We start from the raw sequence: 17,947 nt of genomic DNA on the forward strand, positions 1-17,947 counted from the left end.
GATCGCCCCGTCACTTCTTCGCGGCGCCCGTCGTCAAGCGGGTGAGCGCGGCTCGGACGGCATCGCGGTCGGTGGTCCGCCAGAACGGTGGAAGCCCGGCCAGGAGGTAGCCCGCATACCGCGCCGTCGCCAGACGTGAGTCGAGCACGGCGACCACGCCGCGGTCGTCGGTGGCGCGGAGGAGCCGGCCCGCGCCCTGGGCGAGGAGCAGTGCCGCGTGGTTCGCCGAGACGGTCAGGAAGCCGTTGCCGCCGCGCGCGTCCACATCGCGCTGGCGCGCCGACAGGAGCGGGTCGTCGGGCCTGGGGAAGGGGATCCGATCGATCATCACCAACCGCAACGAGGGACCCGGGACGTCGACGCCCTGCCACAGCGACAGAGTGCCGAACAGACAGGTGGCCTCGTCGGCGGCGAATCTCTCGATCAGTGCCGACGTCGCATCGTCGCCCTGGCACAGGATCGGGAACCCGACTCGGTCGCGGAGCTTCTCCGCGGCCTCCTTGGCGGCCCGCATCGACGAGAACAGGCCGAGGGTACGACCGCCCGCAGCGTTCATCAGATCGACCATCTCGTCCAGCGTCGACTCCGCGATGCCGTCACGGCCGGGCGCCCGCAGGTGCTTGCCGACGTAGAGAATCGCGGCGCGCTGGTAGTCGAAGGGGCTGCCGGCGTCCATGCCGCGCCATCCCGCGGCCTCCACGTCCTTGCCACCGTGGGCGGGCAGCCCCCAGGTGCGTGCGAGGGCGTCGAAGTTGCCGCCGATGGTCAGGGTCGCGGACGTGAGGATCACAGTCGAGTCGGTGAACAGCGAGGTACGCAGCAGCCCGGCCACCGACAACGGCGCTATCCGCAGCGTCGGGCGGACGTTTCCGCGGATCCGGTCGGCGGACAGCCAGACGACGTCGTGCCTCTTGGTGATGTCGGTCTCGGCGAAGACCGTCAGCACTCGCACCACCGAATCGTGCAGCGAGTCGGTGGCCGACAGCGCCATCTGCCTGGCGGCCGCAGCCTCCGGATCGGTGCCTGCCGACGGCGCCGGACCGACCGCGTTCCGCGCGTTCCAGAGGCGGTCGCGCAGCGATGCGAGGACCTCGGGTGCGCCGCTCGGGAGTCGGGTCCACTCGCCCTGGGGTGAGTCCTCCAGCAGCAACTCCAGCTGTTCGCCCGCGCCGACCAGCGCGTCGGCGCTCTCGTCGTCGATCAACTTGCCGAGCCGGCGGGCGACCTGCGAGACGCTCGCGGCCGAGATCTCCTCGGTGGTGACGGAGGTGATCCGATCCACCAGTTCGTGGGCCTCGTCGATGACCACCACGCGGTGCTCGGGAAGGATGGTCGCCGGACTCATCGCGTCGATGGCGAGCATCGCGTGGTTGGTGACCACGACGTCGGAGGCGCCGGCCTTCTTCCGTGCCAGTTCGGCGAAGCAGTCCTCGCTGTAGGGGCAGTTCGACGCCCCGAGACATTCGCGCGAGGAGACGCTCACCTGGCGCCACGACTGGTCGCTGACGCCGGGGGAGAGATCGTCGCGGTCTCCGGTCTCGGTGTCGGAGGTCCACTCGCGCAACCGCGTCACCTCGCGGCCCATGCGGGACAGGTCGAAGGCGTCGAACAGCTCGGCGTTCGGATCCTCGTCGGCCACTCCCGAGTGGATCTTGTTGAGGCACAGGTAGTTGGCGCGACCCTTCAGGATCGCGAACGACGGTTCGCGGCCCAGCGGCTTCGTGAGCGCGCCCGCGAGACGCGGTAGGTCACGTTCGGTCAGCTGGCGCTGGAGGGCGATGGTGGCCGTCGAGACGACGACGGTCTCGTCGGTGTCGACGGCGTGCCGGAGCGCGGGGACCAGGTAGGCCAGCGACTTTCCGGTGCCGGTGCCGGCTTGGACCGCGAGGTGATGGTCGTTCTCGATCGCCTCGCCGACGGCCTCGGCCATCGCCAGCTGACCGTCGCGCCGGGCTCCGCCGAGGGACTCGACGGCGGTGGCCAGGAGGTCGGCGACATCGGGGACGCTCACTCGGCCGCGTCGTCTTCGTGACGGGTACCGGTGTGCACGAGGGTGCCCACCAGCTCGACTCCCGCGTCGCGCATGACGTCGAACGCGGTCGCGGTGGTGGTCTCGGCGACGGCCGCGGTGAAGTCCAGCAGCACACGTGTGGCGAAGCCGGCTGCGGCGGCGTCGACCGCGGTCGCGCGAACACAATGGTCGGTGGCGATGCCGACGACGTCCACCTCGGAGACGTCGCGCGCGGTGAGCCAGTCGGCCAGGCCGTTTCCGTGTTCGTCGCGGCCCTCGAAGCCCGAGTACGCGGCGTCGAACTCGCCCTTGGAGAAGACCGCCTGCACGGGGCCGGTGCGGAAGGCCGGATGGAACTCGGCGCCGGGCGTGCCCACCACGCAGTGCGGTGGCCACGAGTCGACGAAGTCGGGGGTCTCGGAGAAGTGCCCCCCGGGGTCGACGTGGTAGTCGCGGGTGGCCGCCACCACCGGATACGAGCCGGTGATCGCGTTGATCGCGGCGGCGACCGCACCGCCGCCGGCCACCGCGAGGGAGCCGCCCTCACAGAAGTCGTTCTGGACGTCGACGACGATCAGCGCACGATTCCGCGGTGGGGTCTCCTCGGTCATCGACTCTCCGGTTCGGTCAGGTAGCGGGTGGGGACTGCGGGGTCGCCGTGGCTGAGCCCGAGACCCTCCCACGGGAGGGTGACGAGCCCGTGCGCGAGATGCCCGCGGGACTGCTCCAGTGTAGGCAGCCCGGAAACTCGGTCGCCGCCGCGGACCAGTGGAATCTGGAGTTCGGCCACGTCCAGGCCTCCGGTGCCCGGGATCGCCTGATCCGCGGGCGCGTCGGCACGCAACAGGATCTCTTCGACGATGGTTCCGGACGCGCGGGCCGCGCGAACGGCGCGCTTGCGTCCGCCGTGGCTCTCCTTGTGGCTCGACCGCTTCGCGACCGGGACGCCGTCCACCTCGACCAGTTTGTAGACCATGCCCGCAGTCGGTGAACCGCTGCCGGTCACCAGCGAGGTTCCGACGCCGTAGATGTCGACGGGTTCGGCGCGCAGCGAGGCGATGGCGTACTCGTCGAGATCGCCGGAGACGACGATCTTGGTGCCGGTGGCGCCGAGCTCGTCGAGCTGCCTGCGTACCTGGCGGGCGAGGACGCCCAGATCCCCCGAGTCGATCCGGACCGCTCCGAGCGAGGTGCCTGCGACCTCGATCGCGTTCTTGACACCGGTGGTGATGTCGTAGGTGTCCACGAGCAGGGTGGTCCCGACGCCGAGCGCCTCGACCTGCGCGGCGAAGGCGGCCCGCTCGTCGCTGCCGTCGGGATGCGCGAACGAGAGCGTGAACGCGTGCGCCGCGGTTCCCGCACTCGGCACGCGGTAGGTGCGAGCGGCCTCGAGATTGCTGGTCGCGTCGACTCCCGCGAGATATGCGGCGCGCGCTGAGGCGACCGCCGCGTGCTCGTGCGTGCGGCGTCCGCCCATCTCGATGATCGGGCGGCCGGCGGCCGCGCTCACCATACGCGCCGCCGCGGAGGCGATCGCGCTGTCGTGATTGAGGATCGAGAGGATCAGCGTCTCCAGCACCACAGCTTCGGCGAAGCCGCCGCGCACGGTCAGGATGGGCGAGCCGGGGAAGTAGAGCTCGCCCTCGCGGTAACCGTCGATCTCTCCGCGGAAGCGGTAGTCGGACAGCCATGCCAGGGTGTCCTGGTCGACCACGGTCCGGAGCGAGTCGATCTCCTCCGGACCGAATCGGAAGCGTTCGAGGGCGTCGAGCAGACGTCCGGTGCCCGCGACGACTCCGTAGCGTCGGCCGTCGGGGAGGCGGCGGGCGAAGACCTCGAACACGCAGCTGCGCTGCGCCGTCCCGGCCCTCAGGGCGGCCGACAGCATGGTCAGCTCGTATTGATCGGTCAGCAGCGCGGTACTGGTCACCTTCGCTACCCTATTACTCATGGCGCGCGATGAGGCGACACCAGGTACGAGCACCGGTACCGCGGTGGCAGAACCAGAGGTGACTCACGACCGCCCCTGGGTGACGCTGGTGTGGGACGACCCGGTCAATCTCATGAACTACGTCGCTTATGTCTTTCAGCGGATCTTCGGTTATTCGGAGGAGAAGGCCAAGGCGCTGATGATGCAGGTGCACACCGAGGGGAAGGCCGTGGTCTCCAGCGGCGACCGCGTGAAGGTGGAGGCCGACGTCCGCAAACTGCATGCGGCCGGCCTGTGGGCGACCATGCAGCACGACTCCTGATGCGGACCTGGCGCAGAACCGGTGCGGGCGAGGACGTCCGCATCTGCTCCAACCTCGAGAACTACGAATGCCAACTGCTGGCGTCGATGGTCGAGTCCATCACCGATCTGCTCAACGAACGCGCCGAGTCGGCTCCGCGCGACGAACTGTCGGAGCTGACGGGGATCCAGACGGGGCACACCCGCGCACCGGACGATGTCACGCTGGGACGGCTGCTGCCCGATTTCCATCGACCCGACCAGGAGCCGGAACTCGCGGCCGGACCGATCGCCGCGGACCTCAACGGGGGACTGCGCAGCGTCAACGAACCGCAGATCATCGACGCGAAACTCGCCGCGGCACGCACAGTTCTCGAAACACTGCCGAGCGGCGGCGGGGACGTCTCGCTGACCGAGTCCCAGGCCGACCGCTGGCTGACGGCGCTCACCGACATCCGACTGGCACTGGGCGCGATGCTCGGGATCACCGATGAGCCCTCGAAGCTGCCGCCCGACCATCCGCACGCCGCACACCAGGACGTCTACGACTGGCTGTCGGTGGTGCAGGGGCTGCTGGTCGAAGCACTGATGTCGGCGGAGTGGACGCAGCCGGAGGACCCGTCGCAAGGGGAGTGGGGGCACGACGGATGGTGACCGAGCCGAAGTCGTCTGTGTCGCGCCCCGGCAACCGGATCACGGATGTCGCCGGAATCGCAGTGGGCCATCACCACCGACTCGACGACGAGGTGGTGCTCGCGAGTGTCGCTGAACCCGGCAGCGGGTGGGCGACCGGGACCACGGTCATCACCCTGCCGCGCGGGTGCGCGACGGCGGTGGACGTGCGCGGCGGCGGTCCTGGGACGCGCGAGACCGACCTGCTCGATCCGGTCAACACGGTCCGCGGCGCCGACGCGATCGTGCTCTCCGGTGGCAGTGCCTATGGTCTTGCCGCGGCCGACGGGGTGATGCGGGGACTCGAGGAGGCCGGCGTCGGACTGCCGATGGACGGTCAGGGGCACGTGGTGCCCATCGTGCCGGCCGCGGTCATCTTCGACCTCCCGGTCGGCCGGTGGGAGAACCGTCCGACCGCCGAGTTCGGTGCGCGGGCGCTCGCCGACGCCAGGACCGATTTCGCGATCGGATCGGTCGGGGCCGGGACCGGGGCGCGCGCCGGCGCACTCAAGGGCGGCGTGGGCACCGCGTCGATCACGTTCTCCGACGGTCCGGCTCGCGGATTGACGATCGGCGCTCTCGTCGTGGCCAATCCGGTCGGCGGTGTCGTCGATCCGTCGACCGGGCTGCCGTGGGGTGCCGACGACCTCGAACTGCACCGTTTGCGCGCGCCGAAGCAACTCGAGATCAAGAGGCTCGCTGAGCTCACCGCAAAGGGCACGGTACTGAACACGACGATCGGGGTGGTCGCGACGGATGCCACGCTGTCGGTGGCGAGCACCCGGCGTCTGGCGATGTCCGGTCACGACGGCCTCGCGCGGGCGGTCCGTCCCGCGCATTCACCGCTCGACGGCGACACCCTGTTCGCCGTCGCCACCGGCGAGAAGGCCGCCGATCCGGACATCGCGGTCGACGTTCCGCCGGGGATGGACCCGGACACCGCGATCGTCGCGGCACTGGCCGACGCATCGGCGACGGTGGTGCAGCGGGCGATCGTCTCGGCGGTGGTCGCCGCGACCGGCGTCGCCGGGATTCCGGCATACCGCGACGTGCTGTTCTCCGCCTTCGGCGACGCATGAGCGGCGGGATCGCGTCGCCGTCCGACCCTCGTCTCCCGAAGCCGCGTCGGTCGCCGATGCCCAAGTGGGAGCGGTCGGGCATCACGATGGGCGTCATCGCCGTCGCGCTGCTGGTGGTCGAGGCGATCGACATGGCGACCGGTGGGGACCTCGACGAGTACGGCATCGTGCCGCGACGGCTGTCCGGCCTCGACGGGATCATCTGGGCGCCGCTGCTGCACTCGGACTTCGCTCACCTGATCGGCAACCTGATCCCGGGCGTGGTGCTCGGCTTCCTGCTGCTGATGTCGGGACGATTCCTGTGGGTGACGGCGATCGTATGGGTCATCAGCGGTCTGGGAGTGTGGCTCACCGCCCCGACCGGCTCGGTGACGATCGGCGCATCGGGGATCGTCTTCGGGTGGCTGGCGTATCTGCTGGTCCGCGGTCTCTTCAACCGCGACGTGTGGCAGGTGCTCGGCGGGGTGGTCCTGTTGGCGGTCTACGGTGGGATCCTGTGGGGCGTGCTGCCGCACGGAGGTGGAGTGTCGTGGCAGGGACACCTGTTCGGCGCCGTCGGCGGCGTGCTGGCGGCGTGGATGCTCAGCGACCGACGCGATCCGGGCAGCTCCGAGCCCCGACGACCAGAACTCAAGGGAGGCCCCCGATAACCGAGCTGCAAACCGGTCCCATCGGCATCTTCGACTCGGGCGTCGGCGGGCTCACCGTCGCGCGCGCGATCATCGATCAGCTGCCCGATGAGGATGTCATCTACATCGGCGACACCGCGAACGGGCCGTACGGGCCGTTGACCATTCCGGAGATCCGCAGGCATGCGCTGGCCATCGGTGACGAATTGGTGCACCGTGGGGTCAAGGCGATCGTCATCGCCTGCAACACCGCGTCGGCGGCCTGTCTGCGCGATGCGCGTGAACGCTATGCCCCGATTCCCGTCATCGAGGTGATCCTGCCCGCCGTGCGTCGCGCGGTGGTCGCGACCAAGACCGGTCGGATCGGCGTCATCGGCACGGAGGCGACCATCGCGTCGCGCGCGTATCAGGACTCGTTCGCCGCGGCACGCGATGTGGAGATCACGGCCGTCGCCTGCCCGAGGTTCGTCGACTTCGTGGAGCGGGGGATCACCAGCGGACGCCAGATCCTGGGTCTTGCCGAGGGCTACCTCGAGCCGCTGCAGGAGGCCGGCGTCGACACTCTGGTCCTGGGGTGCACCCACTATCCGCTGCTGTCGGGTGTGGTGCAGTTGGTGATGGGCGATCAGGTGACGCTCGTGTCGAGCGCCGAGGAGACGGCGAAGGACACTGTCCGCGTCCTGACCGAGCGCGACGCCCTGCATCCGCACTCGAATCGCGTGGCCCGGCGTCATTTCTCCGCGACCGGCGATCCGGACTCGTTCCGCAAGCTCTCGACCCGGTTCTTGGGACCTTCGGTGGGCCACGTAGAGCATTTCTGACCACTCCCGTGTGGCGTTCGGCACGGTCGATGCAGTGCCAACTCACCGGTCACAGGAGGGCGGATTGATGCCGGATTTCCGGAGCGGCATGGCAGAGTGTGTCCCATGCGTTTGACGGTGCTCGGGTGTTCAGGGAGTGTGAACGGCCCTGGTGCACCGTGCTCCGGATACCTGGTTCAGGCCGACGGACACCCGCCGGTCTTGATCGATTGCGGACACGGTGTCTTCGGTGAACTGCAGCAACACGCGGATCCGAACCAGGTCGCCGTCCTGCTCAGTCATCTGCACGCAGACCACTGCATGGATCTGCCCGCAATGCTGGTGTGGCGTCGGTGGGCGCCGACTCCGGCCACCGAACGTTCGCTCCTGTACGGGCCGGAGGGCACGGCGCTGCGCGTCGGTGCCGGGGCGTCGGAGTACCCGGGTGAGGTGGACGACCTGTCGGACACCTACGACGTGCGCGAGTGGGTCGACCGCGAAGCCGTCGAGATCCACGGCCTCCACATCGAGCCGTACAAGGTGAACCATCCGCCGAGCACCTTCGGGTTGCGGATCGTCGGCCCCGACGGCGAGGTGCTCGCCTACAACGGCGACACCGGCGTGTGCGAGGAGGTGGTCGATCTCGCGCGCGACGCCGACCTGTTCCTGTGCGAGGCGTCGTGGACGCACGAGCCCGGCGTCCGGCCCGAGGGGCTGCATCTCTCCGGGGTCGAAGCCGGACAGGTGGCCGCCCGCGCATCGGTCCGCTCGCTCGCCCTGACTCACGTGGTCCCGTGGGCCGACTCCGCCGCCATCCTCGACGAGGCGTCGGGCGAGTATGCGGGACCGCTGCAACTCGTCCACCAGGGTCAGGTCATCGAGGTCCGTAAGCCGGTCGCATAGATCGCCTCGCTGGTTGAGCCGCGACGGTCGCTGCCGGTCTGCCCGTTCTTGTATCCGCGCAGCTCGACGACGGACGCGCGCTCCCAGCCCGCGCGTTCGTCGCGGAGTTGCGCGGATGTGCTGCACGCTGCCCGGCACCTCCTCGTCGGCGGATATGTCGGCCTGTCCAGTAAGGTCGGGGCGTGACTTCACGAGCAGACGGCCGGGCAGACGACGAACTCCGGCCCATCAAGTTCACCCGCGGTTTCACCTCTCATCCGGCCGGTTCGGTGCTGGTCGAATTCGGCAACACCCGCGTCATGTGCACCGCCAGCGTCACCGAGGGCGTGCCGTCGTGGCGGCGCGGATCGGGGCTCGGCTGGCTCACCGCCGAATACTCGATGCTTCCCGCCGCGACCCACGAGCGCTCGAAGCGTGAGTCGGTGCGCGGCAAGATCGGCGGACGCACGCACGAGATCAGCCGCTTGATCGGACGTTCGCTCCGCGCGTGCATCGATCTGGCGGCGCTGGGTGAGAACACGATCGCCATCGACTGCGACGTCCTGCAGGCCGACGGCGGAACGCGGACGGCGGCCATCACCGGCGCCTACGTCGCGCTCGCGGACGCCGTCACCTACCTCGGCGCGGCGGGCAAGCTGGCCGACCCGCAGCCGCTGTCGTGCATCATCGCGGCGGTGAGCGTCGGTGTGGTGGACGGCCGCGTCCGCCTCGACCTGCCGTACGACGAGGACTCGCGTGCCGAGGTCGACATGAATGTGGTCGCCACCGACGCGGGCACCCTCGTGGAAGTGCAGGGGACAGGCGAGGGCGCGACCTTCGCGCGCGGAACGCTCGACAAGATGCTGGACGTGGCCTGCGCCGGCATTGAGAACATCGTCGCCGCGCAGCGCGAAGTGCTGTCGCAGCCGTACCCCGGATCGCTCCCGGGCAGCGGGCAGTGACCGGGACGGTCCTGCTGGCGTCGAACAACGCCAAGAAGCTGGCCGAGCTGCGACGCGTCGTCGAAGCGGCGGGCATCACCGGGCTCGAGGTGCTCGGGCTGGGTGATGTCACGCGCTATCCGGAACCGGTGGAAGACGGTGCGACGTTCGAGGACAATGCGCTGCTCAAGGCTCGCGCGGCCGTCGCCGCAACCGGACTGCCATCGCTGGCCGACGATTCCGGCCTCGCCGTCGACGCGCTCAACGGCATGCCGGGAGTCCTGTCGGCACGGTGGAGCGGTGGCGCCGGCGACGCCGCCAACAATCGCCTGCTGCTGGCCCAGCTCGCCGACGTACCGGACGAACGACGCGGTGCGGCGTTCGTCTCGGTGTGTGCGCTGGTGCTGCCGACGGGCGCCGAGACCGTGGTCCGCGGAGAGTGGCGCGGCACCATCCTGCGTGACGAGCGCGGCGCGAACGGCTTCGGTTACGACCCGTTGTTCATTCCCGATGACGAGGTGGCCGCCGGGCGCACCTCCGCGGAGCTGCCGCCCGCGGAGAAGGACGCGCTGAGCCACCGTGGCAAGGCGCTGGCGCAGTTGGTCCCGGCACTCCGGGCCCTCGCCGGCGCGGGCGGAGGAGACCGATGATCGTATTCGACGACGCGGTCGTGACCGCTGTGCTCCGGCATATGAACGACGACCATGCGACCGACAATCTCGTCATTGTGCGAGCGTTCGCCGAACCCGACGCCACCGCCGCGGTGATGACGGGCTTCGACTCGGTTGCGGGGAAGTGGACGGCGACCGTCGACGGAGCGGACCGTCCCGTCCGCGTGCCGTGGCCGAACGAGCTCACCGACCGAGCGTCCATCCGTCGCGAGGTGGTCGCCCTCTACAAGGCCGGTGCCGAGCGCCTGGGGATCGAGCTAGACGATCACTGATCGAGCTTGAACTGCTCCTTAACATCGCGAGTGCGAATGTGCTCGAACCAGAAGGACAGGAACGGGATGGTGCCCGCGATCGCGGTCGCCACCAGCTTCGGCAGCGGCCACCGGACCTTGATCGACAGGTCGACGGTGCAGATCAGGTAGATGAAGTAGATCCAGCCGTGAGCGACGCCGACCCAGCCGAAGCCCTCGACTCCGAAGCCGAACTTTGCGATCATCTCGGCGCACAGGGCGAGCAGCCACACGCCGGTGACCCAGGCCAGAACGCGGTAGCGCAGCAGCGCGCTGCGGATCTGGGGGATGGTCGCAGTCACAGTCCCGTCCGGGGCGTCGTCGGCGGTCTTGGCGGATTCGGTCACGTCGTGGTCCTTCATCGGTCGCGCGGAGATTTCAGCTGATGCGTCAGTCGTGCGTCGGGTGTCTGTCGAGTTCGGCGAGGTATCTGTTGTACTCGGCCAGGTCGTCGTCCGGGGCGGCGTCGAGGATGGCCGCGACCGACGGGTCGTGTCGCGTGGGCCGCTCGGGAAGGACCCCCTCGGGTATCTCGGTCGGCTCGGCGCGGTCGCGGTGTTCAGCGTCCGGATCGGCTTCCATCACGACGAAGCGGCGATAGGCGTACACGACGGCCACCGCGAAGGCCGGCCACTGCAGGGCGTATCCCAGGTTCTGGCCGGTGCCCGTCGACGATTCGTAGCGGCCCCACTGCCACCAGGCGAGCGCCAGGCAAGCGCATGCCGCGACCGCCACCAGCGCGATCAGTGCGGGGCGGTGACGTCGTTTGGCGGGCGACGGCAGAGAGGACTTCACAGTATCGAAGGTACCTGGTCGGCTGCCGTGCATCGGGCCCGGTGCGGCCGCCCTCACTGTGCGTTCTGCCACCAGTCTGCTACTAATTAGCCAAGCCTAATCTTAGGTTCGAGTGGTTGACGATGGGGTGGACATGGGCAAGGGCTTCCAGGGAGCGGTGCTTCGCGCTCTCGGAGCGAAGAATCATCCGGCGACGGTCACCGGTGTGCGGTGGATGACCGAACACGTCGTTCGCATCGAGTTCCAGTGCGGCGAGATCCTGCACGCGGGCGGCGAGAAGCCGGCCGCCTGGATCCGTGCTTGGTTCCCGGATGTGAACAACGCGGCCAAGTTCCATCAACGCGGATACACGTTGCTGGATCCGGACCCGGCGGCGGGGACGTTCGCGATCTGCTTCCTCGTCCACGATCCGGCCGGACCCGCGTCCACCTGGGCGCGCAATGCCGTCGTGGGCGATGAACTGCTGATGACACGGCTCGGCGGCGACGGCTACGACATCGCTGCGGACCGCGAGCGTCCGCGCGGATACCTGCTGATGGGAGACGTGGCGGCATGGCCGGCCATCGTGCGGCTGATCGAGGAGATCGGCGATGACATCCCGATCCGGGCGGTCATCGAGCACGAGAACGACGACGACCGCGACCTGCCGCTGCCCGAGCATCCGGGCCTCACCGTCGACTGGGTGCCCACCAGTCCGGACCGCCGGGCGCTGACCGAGGCGATCGGCGAGGACGACTATCGCGGATGGCACACGTGGGTCACGGCCGAGAGCAAGGCGACGCGACTGGCCAAGGGCGCGCTCGCCCTGAACCACGAGCAGAACAAGGCCACCATGCACACCCAGGCCTACTGGATGGCCGGACGTGCGATGGGAAAACAGGTCGACACGGCGACTGAGGACACCGCCGTGTCGACCGCCTCCGAGACGGCGACGGACGATGTCGCGGAGGCGGCTCTGACCCCGCCCCGCGCCCCGAAGGCCGCAGCGCCCGCCGAGCCCGTCCTCAAACCCGCCCTTCCCGCGCTGATCGTCGCCGGTCTGTTCGCGCTCGTGCTCGCGGTGCTCGCGGTGGTTCCTCTGGTGCTCTTCGCGGAGCTGGCGCGCTTGCTGGTGGAGGGGGCCGACCGCCACGAGCTGATCGACGTCGCGGTCACGGCACTGATCGTTCTGGTGGCGGGCGCCGCCGGCAGCGCGGTGCTGATCACCGTGCTGCACTTCTACGACCAGGTGTACGCCGCGGCGCTGCGGCGGCGAGTGCTCCACAAACTCACCCGACTGCCGCTCGGATGGTTCCTCGGCAGACGCAGCGCGGAGGTCAAGAAGCTGGTCGCCGACGACATCTCGTCGCTGCACTATCTGGTGACCCACGCGGTGCCCGATCTCGTGACGGCGATCGTCACGCCGCTGGCGATCCTCGGGTACCTCTTCTCGGTGAACTGGGTGCTCGCTCTGGTGCTGCTGGTGCCGGTACTCGGGTACATCGTCGCAATGGCACGCCTGGCGACTGCCGACAGAGCCCGCCTGGAACAGAAGATGCGATGGGACGCGACCCTGCCGGGCGACGCCGAACGCTACATCGGCACGCAGCAGGTCAGCCGCGTGTTCGGCGACGGCGCGATCACCGACCTGCCCGCCCGACTGCGGCGTCTCACCGAGTTCCTGAAGGACTGGCAGCGCGCCACGATCGATGCGAAGTCGGTGATTCTGCAGCTCAACCGGCCGACGACGTCGATGGTGGTGGTCGCGCTGGCGGGCACGGCACTGATCACCGCCGACCAGATGGACGCGGCCGCGATCCTGCCCTTCCTGATCCTCGGCACCTCGTTCGGCGACCGGCTGCTCGCCGCGTCGTACGCCGTCGGCGGACTGCGCGAGGGGATGAACGGCAAGACCTCGCTCGATCTGTTGCTGTCGAGCGGTGAGCTCGAACAGGCGGAGAACGGCAGCACCGGGCCGGAGCCGAGCGGCCCGGCGCGAGTGGAACTGCGCGGCGTCACCTTCGGGTACACGCCCGGTCGGCCAGTGGTGCGGGACCTGCACCTGGACCTGCCCGCGGGCGGGACGACGGCCCTCGTCGGACCGTCGGGTGCGGGCAAGTCCACCGTGGCGGCTCTGGTCGCTCGCCTGTGGGACCCGGATGCCGGCGCGGTACTGCTCGACGGCGTCGACCTGCGCGACATTCCCGAGGTGCAGCTGCGGCAGCGGATCGCCGTGGTGTTGCAGGACGTCCAACTCATCCGCGGCACCATCGCCGACAACATCGCGCTCGGCATGCCCGACGCGGATCGTGCGGCGATCGCGGAGGCGGCCCGGGCGGCTCACATCGCCGACGTCATCGAATCAATGCCCGACGGATACGACACGGTGGTCGATCGCGACAGCCTCTCCGGAGGCCAGCGGCAGCGGGTCGCGATCGCCCGGGCGCTGCTCGGAGACCCGCGGTTCGTGGTCCTCGACGAGGCGACCGCCGCCGCCGACCCCGACTCGGAGTGGGAGGTGCGGCAAGGCCTGTCGAGGCTGTTGGCGGGGCGCACGGTGCTCATCGTGGCGCACCGACTGCACACCGTCGCCGACGCGGATCGGATCGTCGTCTTCGACGGCGGACAGATCGTGGAGCAGGGGACCGGCCCGGAACTGATCGCGGCCGGTGGACGATACGCGGCGATGACCGCGCAGGCGCAGGAGGCCCTCCGATGAGTTCAGACTCGACCCGAATCCTGCCGACCGTCTTCGCCGACGTCCGCGTCATCACCGGCGCCGCGGGGCGGCCGCACCGCCTCGCCTTCTACGCGCTCACGACGCTGTCCACGGCGCTGCAGGCGGCGGCCGTGCTGCTGTCGATCCCGCTGTTGCGCGCGTTGTTCGGCGACACCCCGTCGGACGCGTGGGTCTGGGTGGCGGCGATGGTCGCGGTGCTCGCGGTCGGCTGGACCGCGGACATCCTCGCGACCCGCGCCGGACTCCGCGTCGGATTCGGCTTGATCGACGCGGCCGAAAGCGCCGGTGTGTCGGCCATCGGCCGGCTCGATCCGGCCGAACTCCACGGCGATCGTGCGTCCCGGCTGCGCGACCTGGTCACCAAGTCCGGCCCGGAGTCGGTCTCGGCGATCGTCCTGCTCTTCTCGCCGCTGATCCATGCGGCCCTGCTGGTGCCGATGCTGGCCGTCGGCCTGCTGTTCGTGTCGTGGCAGCTCGCGGTGGTCGCTCTCGTCGGCGGTATCGTCCTGCTGGGCGCCTTCTACGGCGGACGCCGGGCCGTCGCGAAGTCGGAGGATCGGTTCGCCGAGGCAGGCCGCGCGCTGGACGACCGCATGCTCGAATTCGGCTGGGCACAGCCCACGCTGCGCGCCGCGGGGGTCGGCACCGGGACCGTCGACGAGGTGCTCGCGGATTCGCGGCGGCGCGGTTTCCGGCTCCTCGCCTGGCAGATCCCCGGCGACCTGCTCTTCACCGTCGCCGGTCAGCTCGTTCTGCTGGCCTTCGGCGTCACCACCGGAGCGCTCTACCTCGACGGCACCCTCTCCGGAGTCACCGCGGCGGCGATGGTCGTCGTCCTGCTGCGAGTGGTGGAGACCACCGGTTCGCTCTCGCTGCTGGCCACCCCGATCGCCGGAGTGGAGCGATTGCTGGCACAGCTGCGCGACCTGGTCGTCGAGGATCTGGCTGCCGAACAGAACACAGTGCGGCGACCGACGTCGAACGACGCGCTCCGCGAAGCCTCCGGTGCTCCCGTGCCGGTCCGTCTGAGCGAGGTCGGCTACACCTACCCGGACGGGACGCGGGCCCTCGACGGGGTGGACCTGACCATCCCTGCCGGGGAGATCACGGTGCTGGTCGGAGCGTCCGGCTCGGGCAAGTCGACGTTGCTCGACGTCATCTCCGGGCTCCGCGAACCCAGCACCGGACGAGTCGACTTCGGCGGCGACGAGACGACTGCCGCCGGTCGGCTGCAGAACGCGTCGATGGTCTTCCAGACCACCTCGCTTCGGCCGGGCACGGTGCGCGAGAACGTGGTCACCAGCGCCGAGCCCGATCTCGTCGAGATCGCTGATCTCGCTCGACTCGACGCCGTGCTGGACACCCTTCCCGAGGGCTGGGACTCGCGGATCGGCGACGGCGGCAATACGTTGTCGGGCGGCGAACGCCAGCGAGTCGGGCTCGCCCGCGCGCTGGCGAAGCCCGCCGGACTGCTGCTGGTCGACGAAGCGACGTCGTCACTCGACGTGATCACCGAACGCGCCGTGGTCGATTCGCTGCGGCGGATCCGCGGGACGCGGACGGTGGTGGCGGTGACGCACCGGCCCGCGCTGGTGGCGCTCGCCGACTCGGTGATCGTCCTGGACCACGGCCGGGTGGTGGACTCGGGTGCGGTGGACGACCTGCTCGCGCGCGGCGGGGTGTTCGCCGACCTGTGGCAGCGGTGGCGAGAAGCGGAGGGCTGGCAAGTCTAGGGGTGCGCCCGGGGTGGTTTCACCGCACAGCCGCTCGCGACCGTTGCCAGTCCCGGACGTCGTGTTCGGTGTGATCGCGTGCCGGCCGCGCGTTCCATGCCGGGACCAGCAGATCGACGACCGCCGCGACGGCGACCGCGAGGAGCGCTCCGCCGATGACGTCCGACGGTCGGTGCCATTGCTGGCTGACGACGGTGAACGAGACCACGCCGAGACCTGCCGTCGCGGCGATCGCCGCAAGCGGCCGCGCACGGCGGGGCGTGACCGCGCACAGGGCGATCCCCGCCGCGGCGAACGCGGCGACCGTGTTGGACGGGAACGAGTTGAGCGCGTTGCCGACGTCCAGCGGCGGTCGTTGCAGCTCGGATTTCAGGACGACCGCGAGCACCACGACGGCGCCGATCAGCAGGCTCGCGTGCAGGGCGAGCCGCCAGGATCGTCGCGCGAGACAGATCGCGCCGATCAGCAGGCCGCAGCCGGCGAGCACGGGGACTTGTATCTCGGCGAGCAGACCGCCCGTCGGAGCGTCGTTCCCGGTGCGCGCGCCCATCAGTTCCATCACGTCCTGATCGACCATCTGGCCCGCGTACGAGACGACGAGGAGCTCGTACGTCGCGGCGATGCCGAGCGACGCGAGGATCGCGGCCGCGAGGGCGGCGATCGGTGAAGTGCGATGCGTCATCCTTCGATGGTGCCTCGTGCGGTTGGCAGAACGCTCGTCCCGTACCCCGGGAGTGTCGTAGACCGGGACGCTGCTGACATCAGGCGTGGCAAGGCGCGCCGAGGGCGATATGCCCTCGGTACGCCCTGTAGCTACTGATCTTGACGGGGCAAACGACCGGGGCCGCTGGTGCGCGAGAAGGGACTTGAACCCTCACACCACTAGTGGGTACTGGAACCTAAATCCAGCGCGTCTGCCAATTCCGCCACTCGCGCGTGCAGTGCAACTGTACCGGTACGCTCGTGCGGTGATTCGCTACCCTCTGGACGCTCCGGACATCGTCGACGCCCTCGGGGCGGACCTGCGCGCCGCCGGTTACACCTCCGACGGAATCGCCGACCTCCTCGGCGAGGAGGCCGGCCAAGCGCTGGTGAGCGGTGTGTGGTGGCCCGCTCTGCGTCAGACGCGGCGAGCGGCCCCCGACCGCGCGCCGCTCGCGACTCTGATCCGGCTGTTCCTGCTCGGCGCCACGGAACCGGCCGACGACGTCGCCGCCGCACTGCCCGGCGTCGGACCGGAGGCCCTCGTCGACCAGCAGGTGATCGAGCCCGCGGACGGCGGTGTTCGCGCCGTCCTCGACATCCGGCCGCACGGCAGCGACGACGCCGACCGGCTCGTCGTCGCCGATCAGGACGCGTCGATGCGTCCCGGCGCCGTGGCCCACGACCACGTGCTCGGCATCGGCGGGGCGTCGATGTCATTGGCGCAGGCGGTGATCCGCACGCCGTTCGCGCGGGCGCTCGATCTCGGAACCGGATGCGGCGTACAGGCGCTGCACATGTCGTCTCACTGCGAGACGATCGTCGCCACCGACACCAACGCGCGGGCGCTGGCACTGGCGGCGGCGACGGCGCGGCTGAACGGACTGGACTGGGACCTGCGGGAGGGCAGCCTGTTCGAGCCGGTGGCGGGCGAGAGATTCGACCTGATCGTGTCCAATCCGCCGTTCGTGGTCGGCAGCGGTGCGCAGGACTACATCTACCGCGACTCCGGGATGGCCGGAGACGGCATCAGCCGAAGCCTCATCGAGCGGATCGGCGAACATCTGAATCCGGGCGGCATCGCGCAGATCCTGGCGAACTGGGAGGTGCGCGACCTCGACGCATGGGACGACCGGGTCCGGGAGTGGGTGCAGGCGAGCGGTCTGGACGCCTGGGTGGTCCAGCGGGAACTGGCCGATCCCATCAGCTACGTCTCGCTCTGGGTCTCGGATGCGGGGGAGTCGGTGGTCGACGCGGCCGAGCGGGGTGCGCGGTGGCTCGACTGGTTCGAGTCCGAGGGGATCGTCGCCGTCGGCATGGGTTCGATCACCTTCCGCCGACCCGTCGAGGATCGTCCGGCCGATGTGGTGATCGAAGAGATCACCGCCGCCGGCCAGGAGGTCACCGGCTTCGAAGCGCAGGCCTTCTGGGCGCGGCGCGACTTCCTGCGTGAGAACTCCGACGCCGACCTGCTGGCCTCCCGGCTCAGCACCTCACCGGTGTTTCTGGAGACCCAGGCGCTCCCCGGCGACGACGGCTGGCAGCAGGTGAGCGCCTCGGTGACCCGCCCCGGCGGTCCGGGAGCGGTGCTTCCGGTGGACGAGGTGCTGACGTCGCTTCTCGCCGGCTGTCGCGGCCAGGTGCCGCTGGCCGCGCTGATCTCACTGCTGGCCGACTTCCACGGCGTGGACGCCGACGCGCTCGCCGCGGCGGCGATGCCGGCGATCCGCGAAGCCATCGGGCGCGGGATCCTCTACCGGGCCGACTGAACGTCGGGCCGGTAGCGAAACGAC

Annotated in this window: 18 protein-coding genes and 1 tRNA gene; 12 read left to right on the forward strand and 7 right to left on the reverse strand. The window is 69.8% G+C overall.

The window, feature by feature from the left end; genetic code table 11:
* Nucleotides 1–10 precede the first annotated feature (10 nt).
* The 3 genes from ACZ5QD_RS02675 to ACZ5QD_RS02685 are packed head-to-tail and all read right to left on the reverse strand — an operon-like array spanning nucleotide 11 to nucleotide 3,941.
* A complete protein-coding gene (locus ACZ5QD_RS02675) occupies nucleotides 11–2,011 on the reverse strand; it encodes an ATP-dependent DNA helicase (RefSeq protein WP_346077645.1) in 2,001 nt (666 codons plus the stop codon).
* Nucleotides 2,008–2,622 (reverse strand): isochorismatase family protein, encoded by a 615-nt coding sequence (locus ACZ5QD_RS02680; protein ID WP_045536748.1) that lies wholly within the window; start codon nucleotides 2,620–2,622, stop codon nucleotides 2,008–2,010. The genes ACZ5QD_RS02675 and ACZ5QD_RS02680 overlap by 4 nt, the downstream gene beginning before the upstream one ends.
* Entirely contained in the window at nucleotides 2,619–3,941 is a 1,323-nt protein-coding gene (locus tag ACZ5QD_RS02685; protein WP_062367953.1) for a nicotinate phosphoribosyltransferase, read from the reverse strand. The genes ACZ5QD_RS02680 and ACZ5QD_RS02685 overlap by 4 nt, the downstream gene beginning before the upstream one ends.
* A 19-nt stretch (nucleotides 3,942–3,960) precedes the next feature.
* Between ACZ5QD_RS02685 and clpS the strand changes: the two genes are divergently transcribed.
* The 9 genes from clpS (at nucleotide 3,961) to ACZ5QD_RS02730 (ending at nucleotide 10,187) form a co-directional block, all read left to right on the forward strand.
* Complete coding sequence (gene clpS, locus ACZ5QD_RS02690; protein WP_081598161.1) at nucleotides 3,961–4,263, forward strand: ATP-dependent Clp protease adapter ClpS; 303 nt, start codon at nucleotides 3,961–3,963, stop codon at nucleotides 4,261–4,263.
* Nucleotides 4,263–4,895 (forward strand): oxidative stress transcriptional regulator AosR, encoded by a 633-nt coding sequence (gene aosR, locus ACZ5QD_RS02695; protein WP_006898222.1) that lies wholly within the window; start codon nucleotides 4,263–4,265, stop codon nucleotides 4,893–4,895. The genes clpS and aosR overlap by 1 nt, the downstream gene beginning before the upstream one ends.
* Nucleotides 4,889–5,992: a P1 family peptidase gene (locus tag ACZ5QD_RS02700; protein WP_346077659.1), complete on the forward strand. Its 1,104-nt coding sequence runs from the start codon at nucleotides 4,889–4,891 to the stop codon at nucleotides 5,990–5,992. Before aosR ends, ACZ5QD_RS02700 begins: the two co-directional genes overlap by 7 nt.
* Nucleotides 5,989–6,642, forward strand: coding sequence for a rhomboid family intramembrane serine protease (locus tag ACZ5QD_RS02705; protein WP_428832065.1), 654 nt, complete (start codon nucleotides 5,989–5,991; stop codon nucleotides 6,640–6,642). Before ACZ5QD_RS02700 ends, ACZ5QD_RS02705 begins: the two co-directional genes overlap by 4 nt.
* A complete protein-coding gene (murI, locus tag ACZ5QD_RS02710; protein ID WP_045536770.1) occupies nucleotides 6,639–7,442 on the forward strand; it encodes a glutamate racemase in 804 nt (267 codons plus the stop codon). The genes ACZ5QD_RS02705 and murI overlap by 4 nt, the downstream gene beginning before the upstream one ends.
* A 105-nt stretch (nucleotides 7,443–7,547) precedes the next feature.
* Nucleotides 7,548–8,324 carry a cyclic nucleotide-degrading phosphodiesterase gene (locus tag ACZ5QD_RS02715; protein WP_464367092.1) on the forward strand — a complete coding sequence of 259 codons (777 nt, stop codon included), beginning with the start codon at nucleotides 7,548–7,550 and terminating at the stop codon, nucleotides 8,322–8,324.
* Between the two features lie 182 nt (nucleotides 8,325–8,506).
* Nucleotides 8,507–9,265 carry a ribonuclease PH gene (gene rph / locus ACZ5QD_RS02720; protein ID WP_006898227.1) on the forward strand — a complete coding sequence of 253 codons (759 nt, stop codon included), beginning with the start codon at nucleotides 8,507–8,509 and terminating at the stop codon, nucleotides 9,263–9,265.
* Entirely contained in the window at nucleotides 9,262–9,894 is a 633-nt protein-coding gene (rdgB, locus tag ACZ5QD_RS02725) for an RdgB/HAM1 family non-canonical purine NTP pyrophosphatase (RefSeq protein WP_062367955.1), read from the forward strand. The genes rph and rdgB overlap by 4 nt, the downstream gene beginning before the upstream one ends.
* Nucleotides 9,891–10,187: a DUF2470 domain-containing protein gene (locus ACZ5QD_RS02730; protein ID WP_346077649.1), complete on the forward strand. Its 297-nt coding sequence runs from the start codon at nucleotides 9,891–9,893 to the stop codon at nucleotides 10,185–10,187. Before rdgB ends, ACZ5QD_RS02730 begins: the two co-directional genes overlap by 4 nt.
* Here ACZ5QD_RS02730 and ACZ5QD_RS02735 read toward each other — a convergent pair.
* Nucleotides 10,181–10,552, reverse strand: coding sequence for a DUF3817 domain-containing protein (locus ACZ5QD_RS02735; RefSeq protein WP_039868175.1), 372 nt, complete (start codon nucleotides 10,550–10,552; stop codon nucleotides 10,181–10,183). The genes ACZ5QD_RS02730 and ACZ5QD_RS02735 overlap by 7 nt on opposite strands.
* A 43-nt stretch (nucleotides 10,553–10,595) precedes the next feature.
* The gene (locus ACZ5QD_RS02740) at nucleotides 10,596–11,000 is read right to left on the reverse strand and encodes a hypothetical protein (RefSeq protein WP_006898233.1); all 405 of its coding nucleotides are present in this window, start codon (nucleotides 10,998–11,000) and stop codon (nucleotides 10,596–10,598) included.
* Between the two features lie 133 nt (nucleotides 11,001–11,133).
* Here ACZ5QD_RS02740 and ACZ5QD_RS02745 point away from each other — a divergent pair, with 133 nt between their 5' ends.
* Together ACZ5QD_RS02745 and ACZ5QD_RS02750 are read left to right on the forward strand one after the other, a co-directional pair.
* Nucleotides 11,134–13,698: an ABC transporter ATP-binding protein/permease gene (locus tag ACZ5QD_RS02745; protein ID WP_375004138.1), complete on the forward strand. Its 2,565-nt coding sequence runs from the start codon at nucleotides 11,134–11,136 to the stop codon at nucleotides 13,696–13,698.
* Nucleotides 13,695–15,452, forward strand: a complete 1,758-nt coding sequence (locus tag ACZ5QD_RS02750; protein WP_464367093.1) for an ABC transporter ATP-binding protein — start codon at nucleotides 13,695–13,697, stop codon at nucleotides 15,450–15,452. Before ACZ5QD_RS02745 ends, ACZ5QD_RS02750 begins: the two co-directional genes overlap by 4 nt.
* A gap of 19 nt (nucleotides 15,453–15,471) precedes the next feature.
* Here the strand turns inward: ACZ5QD_RS02750 and ACZ5QD_RS02755 are convergent, their stop codons facing one another.
* Together ACZ5QD_RS02755 and ACZ5QD_RS02760 are read right to left on the reverse strand one after the other, a co-directional pair.
* Nucleotides 15,472–16,134 (reverse strand): phosphatase PAP2 family protein, encoded by a 663-nt coding sequence (locus tag ACZ5QD_RS02755; RefSeq protein ID WP_464367094.1) that lies wholly within the window; start codon nucleotides 16,132–16,134, stop codon nucleotides 15,472–15,474.
* Between the two features lie 166 nt (nucleotides 16,135–16,300).
* Nucleotides 16,301–16,388: transfer RNA gene (locus tag ACZ5QD_RS02760), tRNA-Leu, on the reverse strand.
* A gap of 32 nt (nucleotides 16,389–16,420) precedes the next feature.
* On the opposite strand from ACZ5QD_RS02760, the gene ACZ5QD_RS02765 reads away from it, so the two are divergent.
* The gene (locus tag ACZ5QD_RS02765; protein ID WP_278126881.1) at nucleotides 16,421–17,923 is read left to right on the forward strand and encodes a DUF7782 domain-containing protein; all 1,503 of its coding nucleotides are present in this window, start codon (nucleotides 16,421–16,423) and stop codon (nucleotides 17,921–17,923) included.
* Nucleotides 17,924–17,947 lie beyond the last annotated feature (24 nt).

This window comes from Gordonia sp. J1A (genome assembly GCF_055393515.1).

What these genes read in the sequence shown, in the direction of transcription:
- ACZ5QD_RS02680 (WP_045536748.1), bottom strand. Translation starts at nt 2,622, where the DNA reads ATGACCGAGGAGACCCCACCGCGGAATCGTGCGCTGATCGTCGTCGAC.
- clpS (WP_081598161.1), top strand. Translation starts at nt 3,961, where the DNA reads ATGGCGCGCGATGAGGCGACACCAGGTACGAGCACCGGTACCGCGGTG.
- aosR (WP_006898222.1), top strand. Translation starts at nt 4,263, where the DNA reads ATGCGGACCTGGCGCAGAACCGGTGCGGGCGAGGACGTCCGCATCTGC.
- ACZ5QD_RS02700 (WP_346077659.1), top strand. Translation starts at nt 4,889, where the DNA reads ATGGTGACCGAGCCGAAGTCGTCTGTGTCGCGCCCCGGCAACCGGATC.
- ACZ5QD_RS02705 (WP_428832065.1), top strand. Translation starts at nt 5,989, where the DNA reads ATGAGCGGCGGGATCGCGTCGCCGTCCGACCCTCGTCTCCCGAAGCCG.
- ACZ5QD_RS02715 (WP_464367092.1), top strand. Translation starts at nt 7,548, where the DNA reads ATGCGTTTGACGGTGCTCGGGTGTTCAGGGAGTGTGAACGGCCCTGGT.
- ACZ5QD_RS02730 (WP_346077649.1), top strand. Translation starts at nt 9,891, where the DNA reads ATGATCGTATTCGACGACGCGGTCGTGACCGCTGTGCTCCGGCATATG.
- ACZ5QD_RS02745 (WP_375004138.1), top strand. Translation starts at nt 11,134, where the DNA reads ATGGGCAAGGGCTTCCAGGGAGCGGTGCTTCGCGCTCTCGGAGCGAAG.
- ACZ5QD_RS02750 (WP_464367093.1), top strand. Translation starts at nt 13,695, where the DNA reads ATGAGTTCAGACTCGACCCGAATCCTGCCGACCGTCTTCGCCGACGTC.
- ACZ5QD_RS02755 (WP_464367094.1), bottom strand. Translation starts at nt 16,134, where the DNA reads ATGACGCATCGCACTTCACCGATCGCCGCCCTCGCGGCCGCGATCCTC.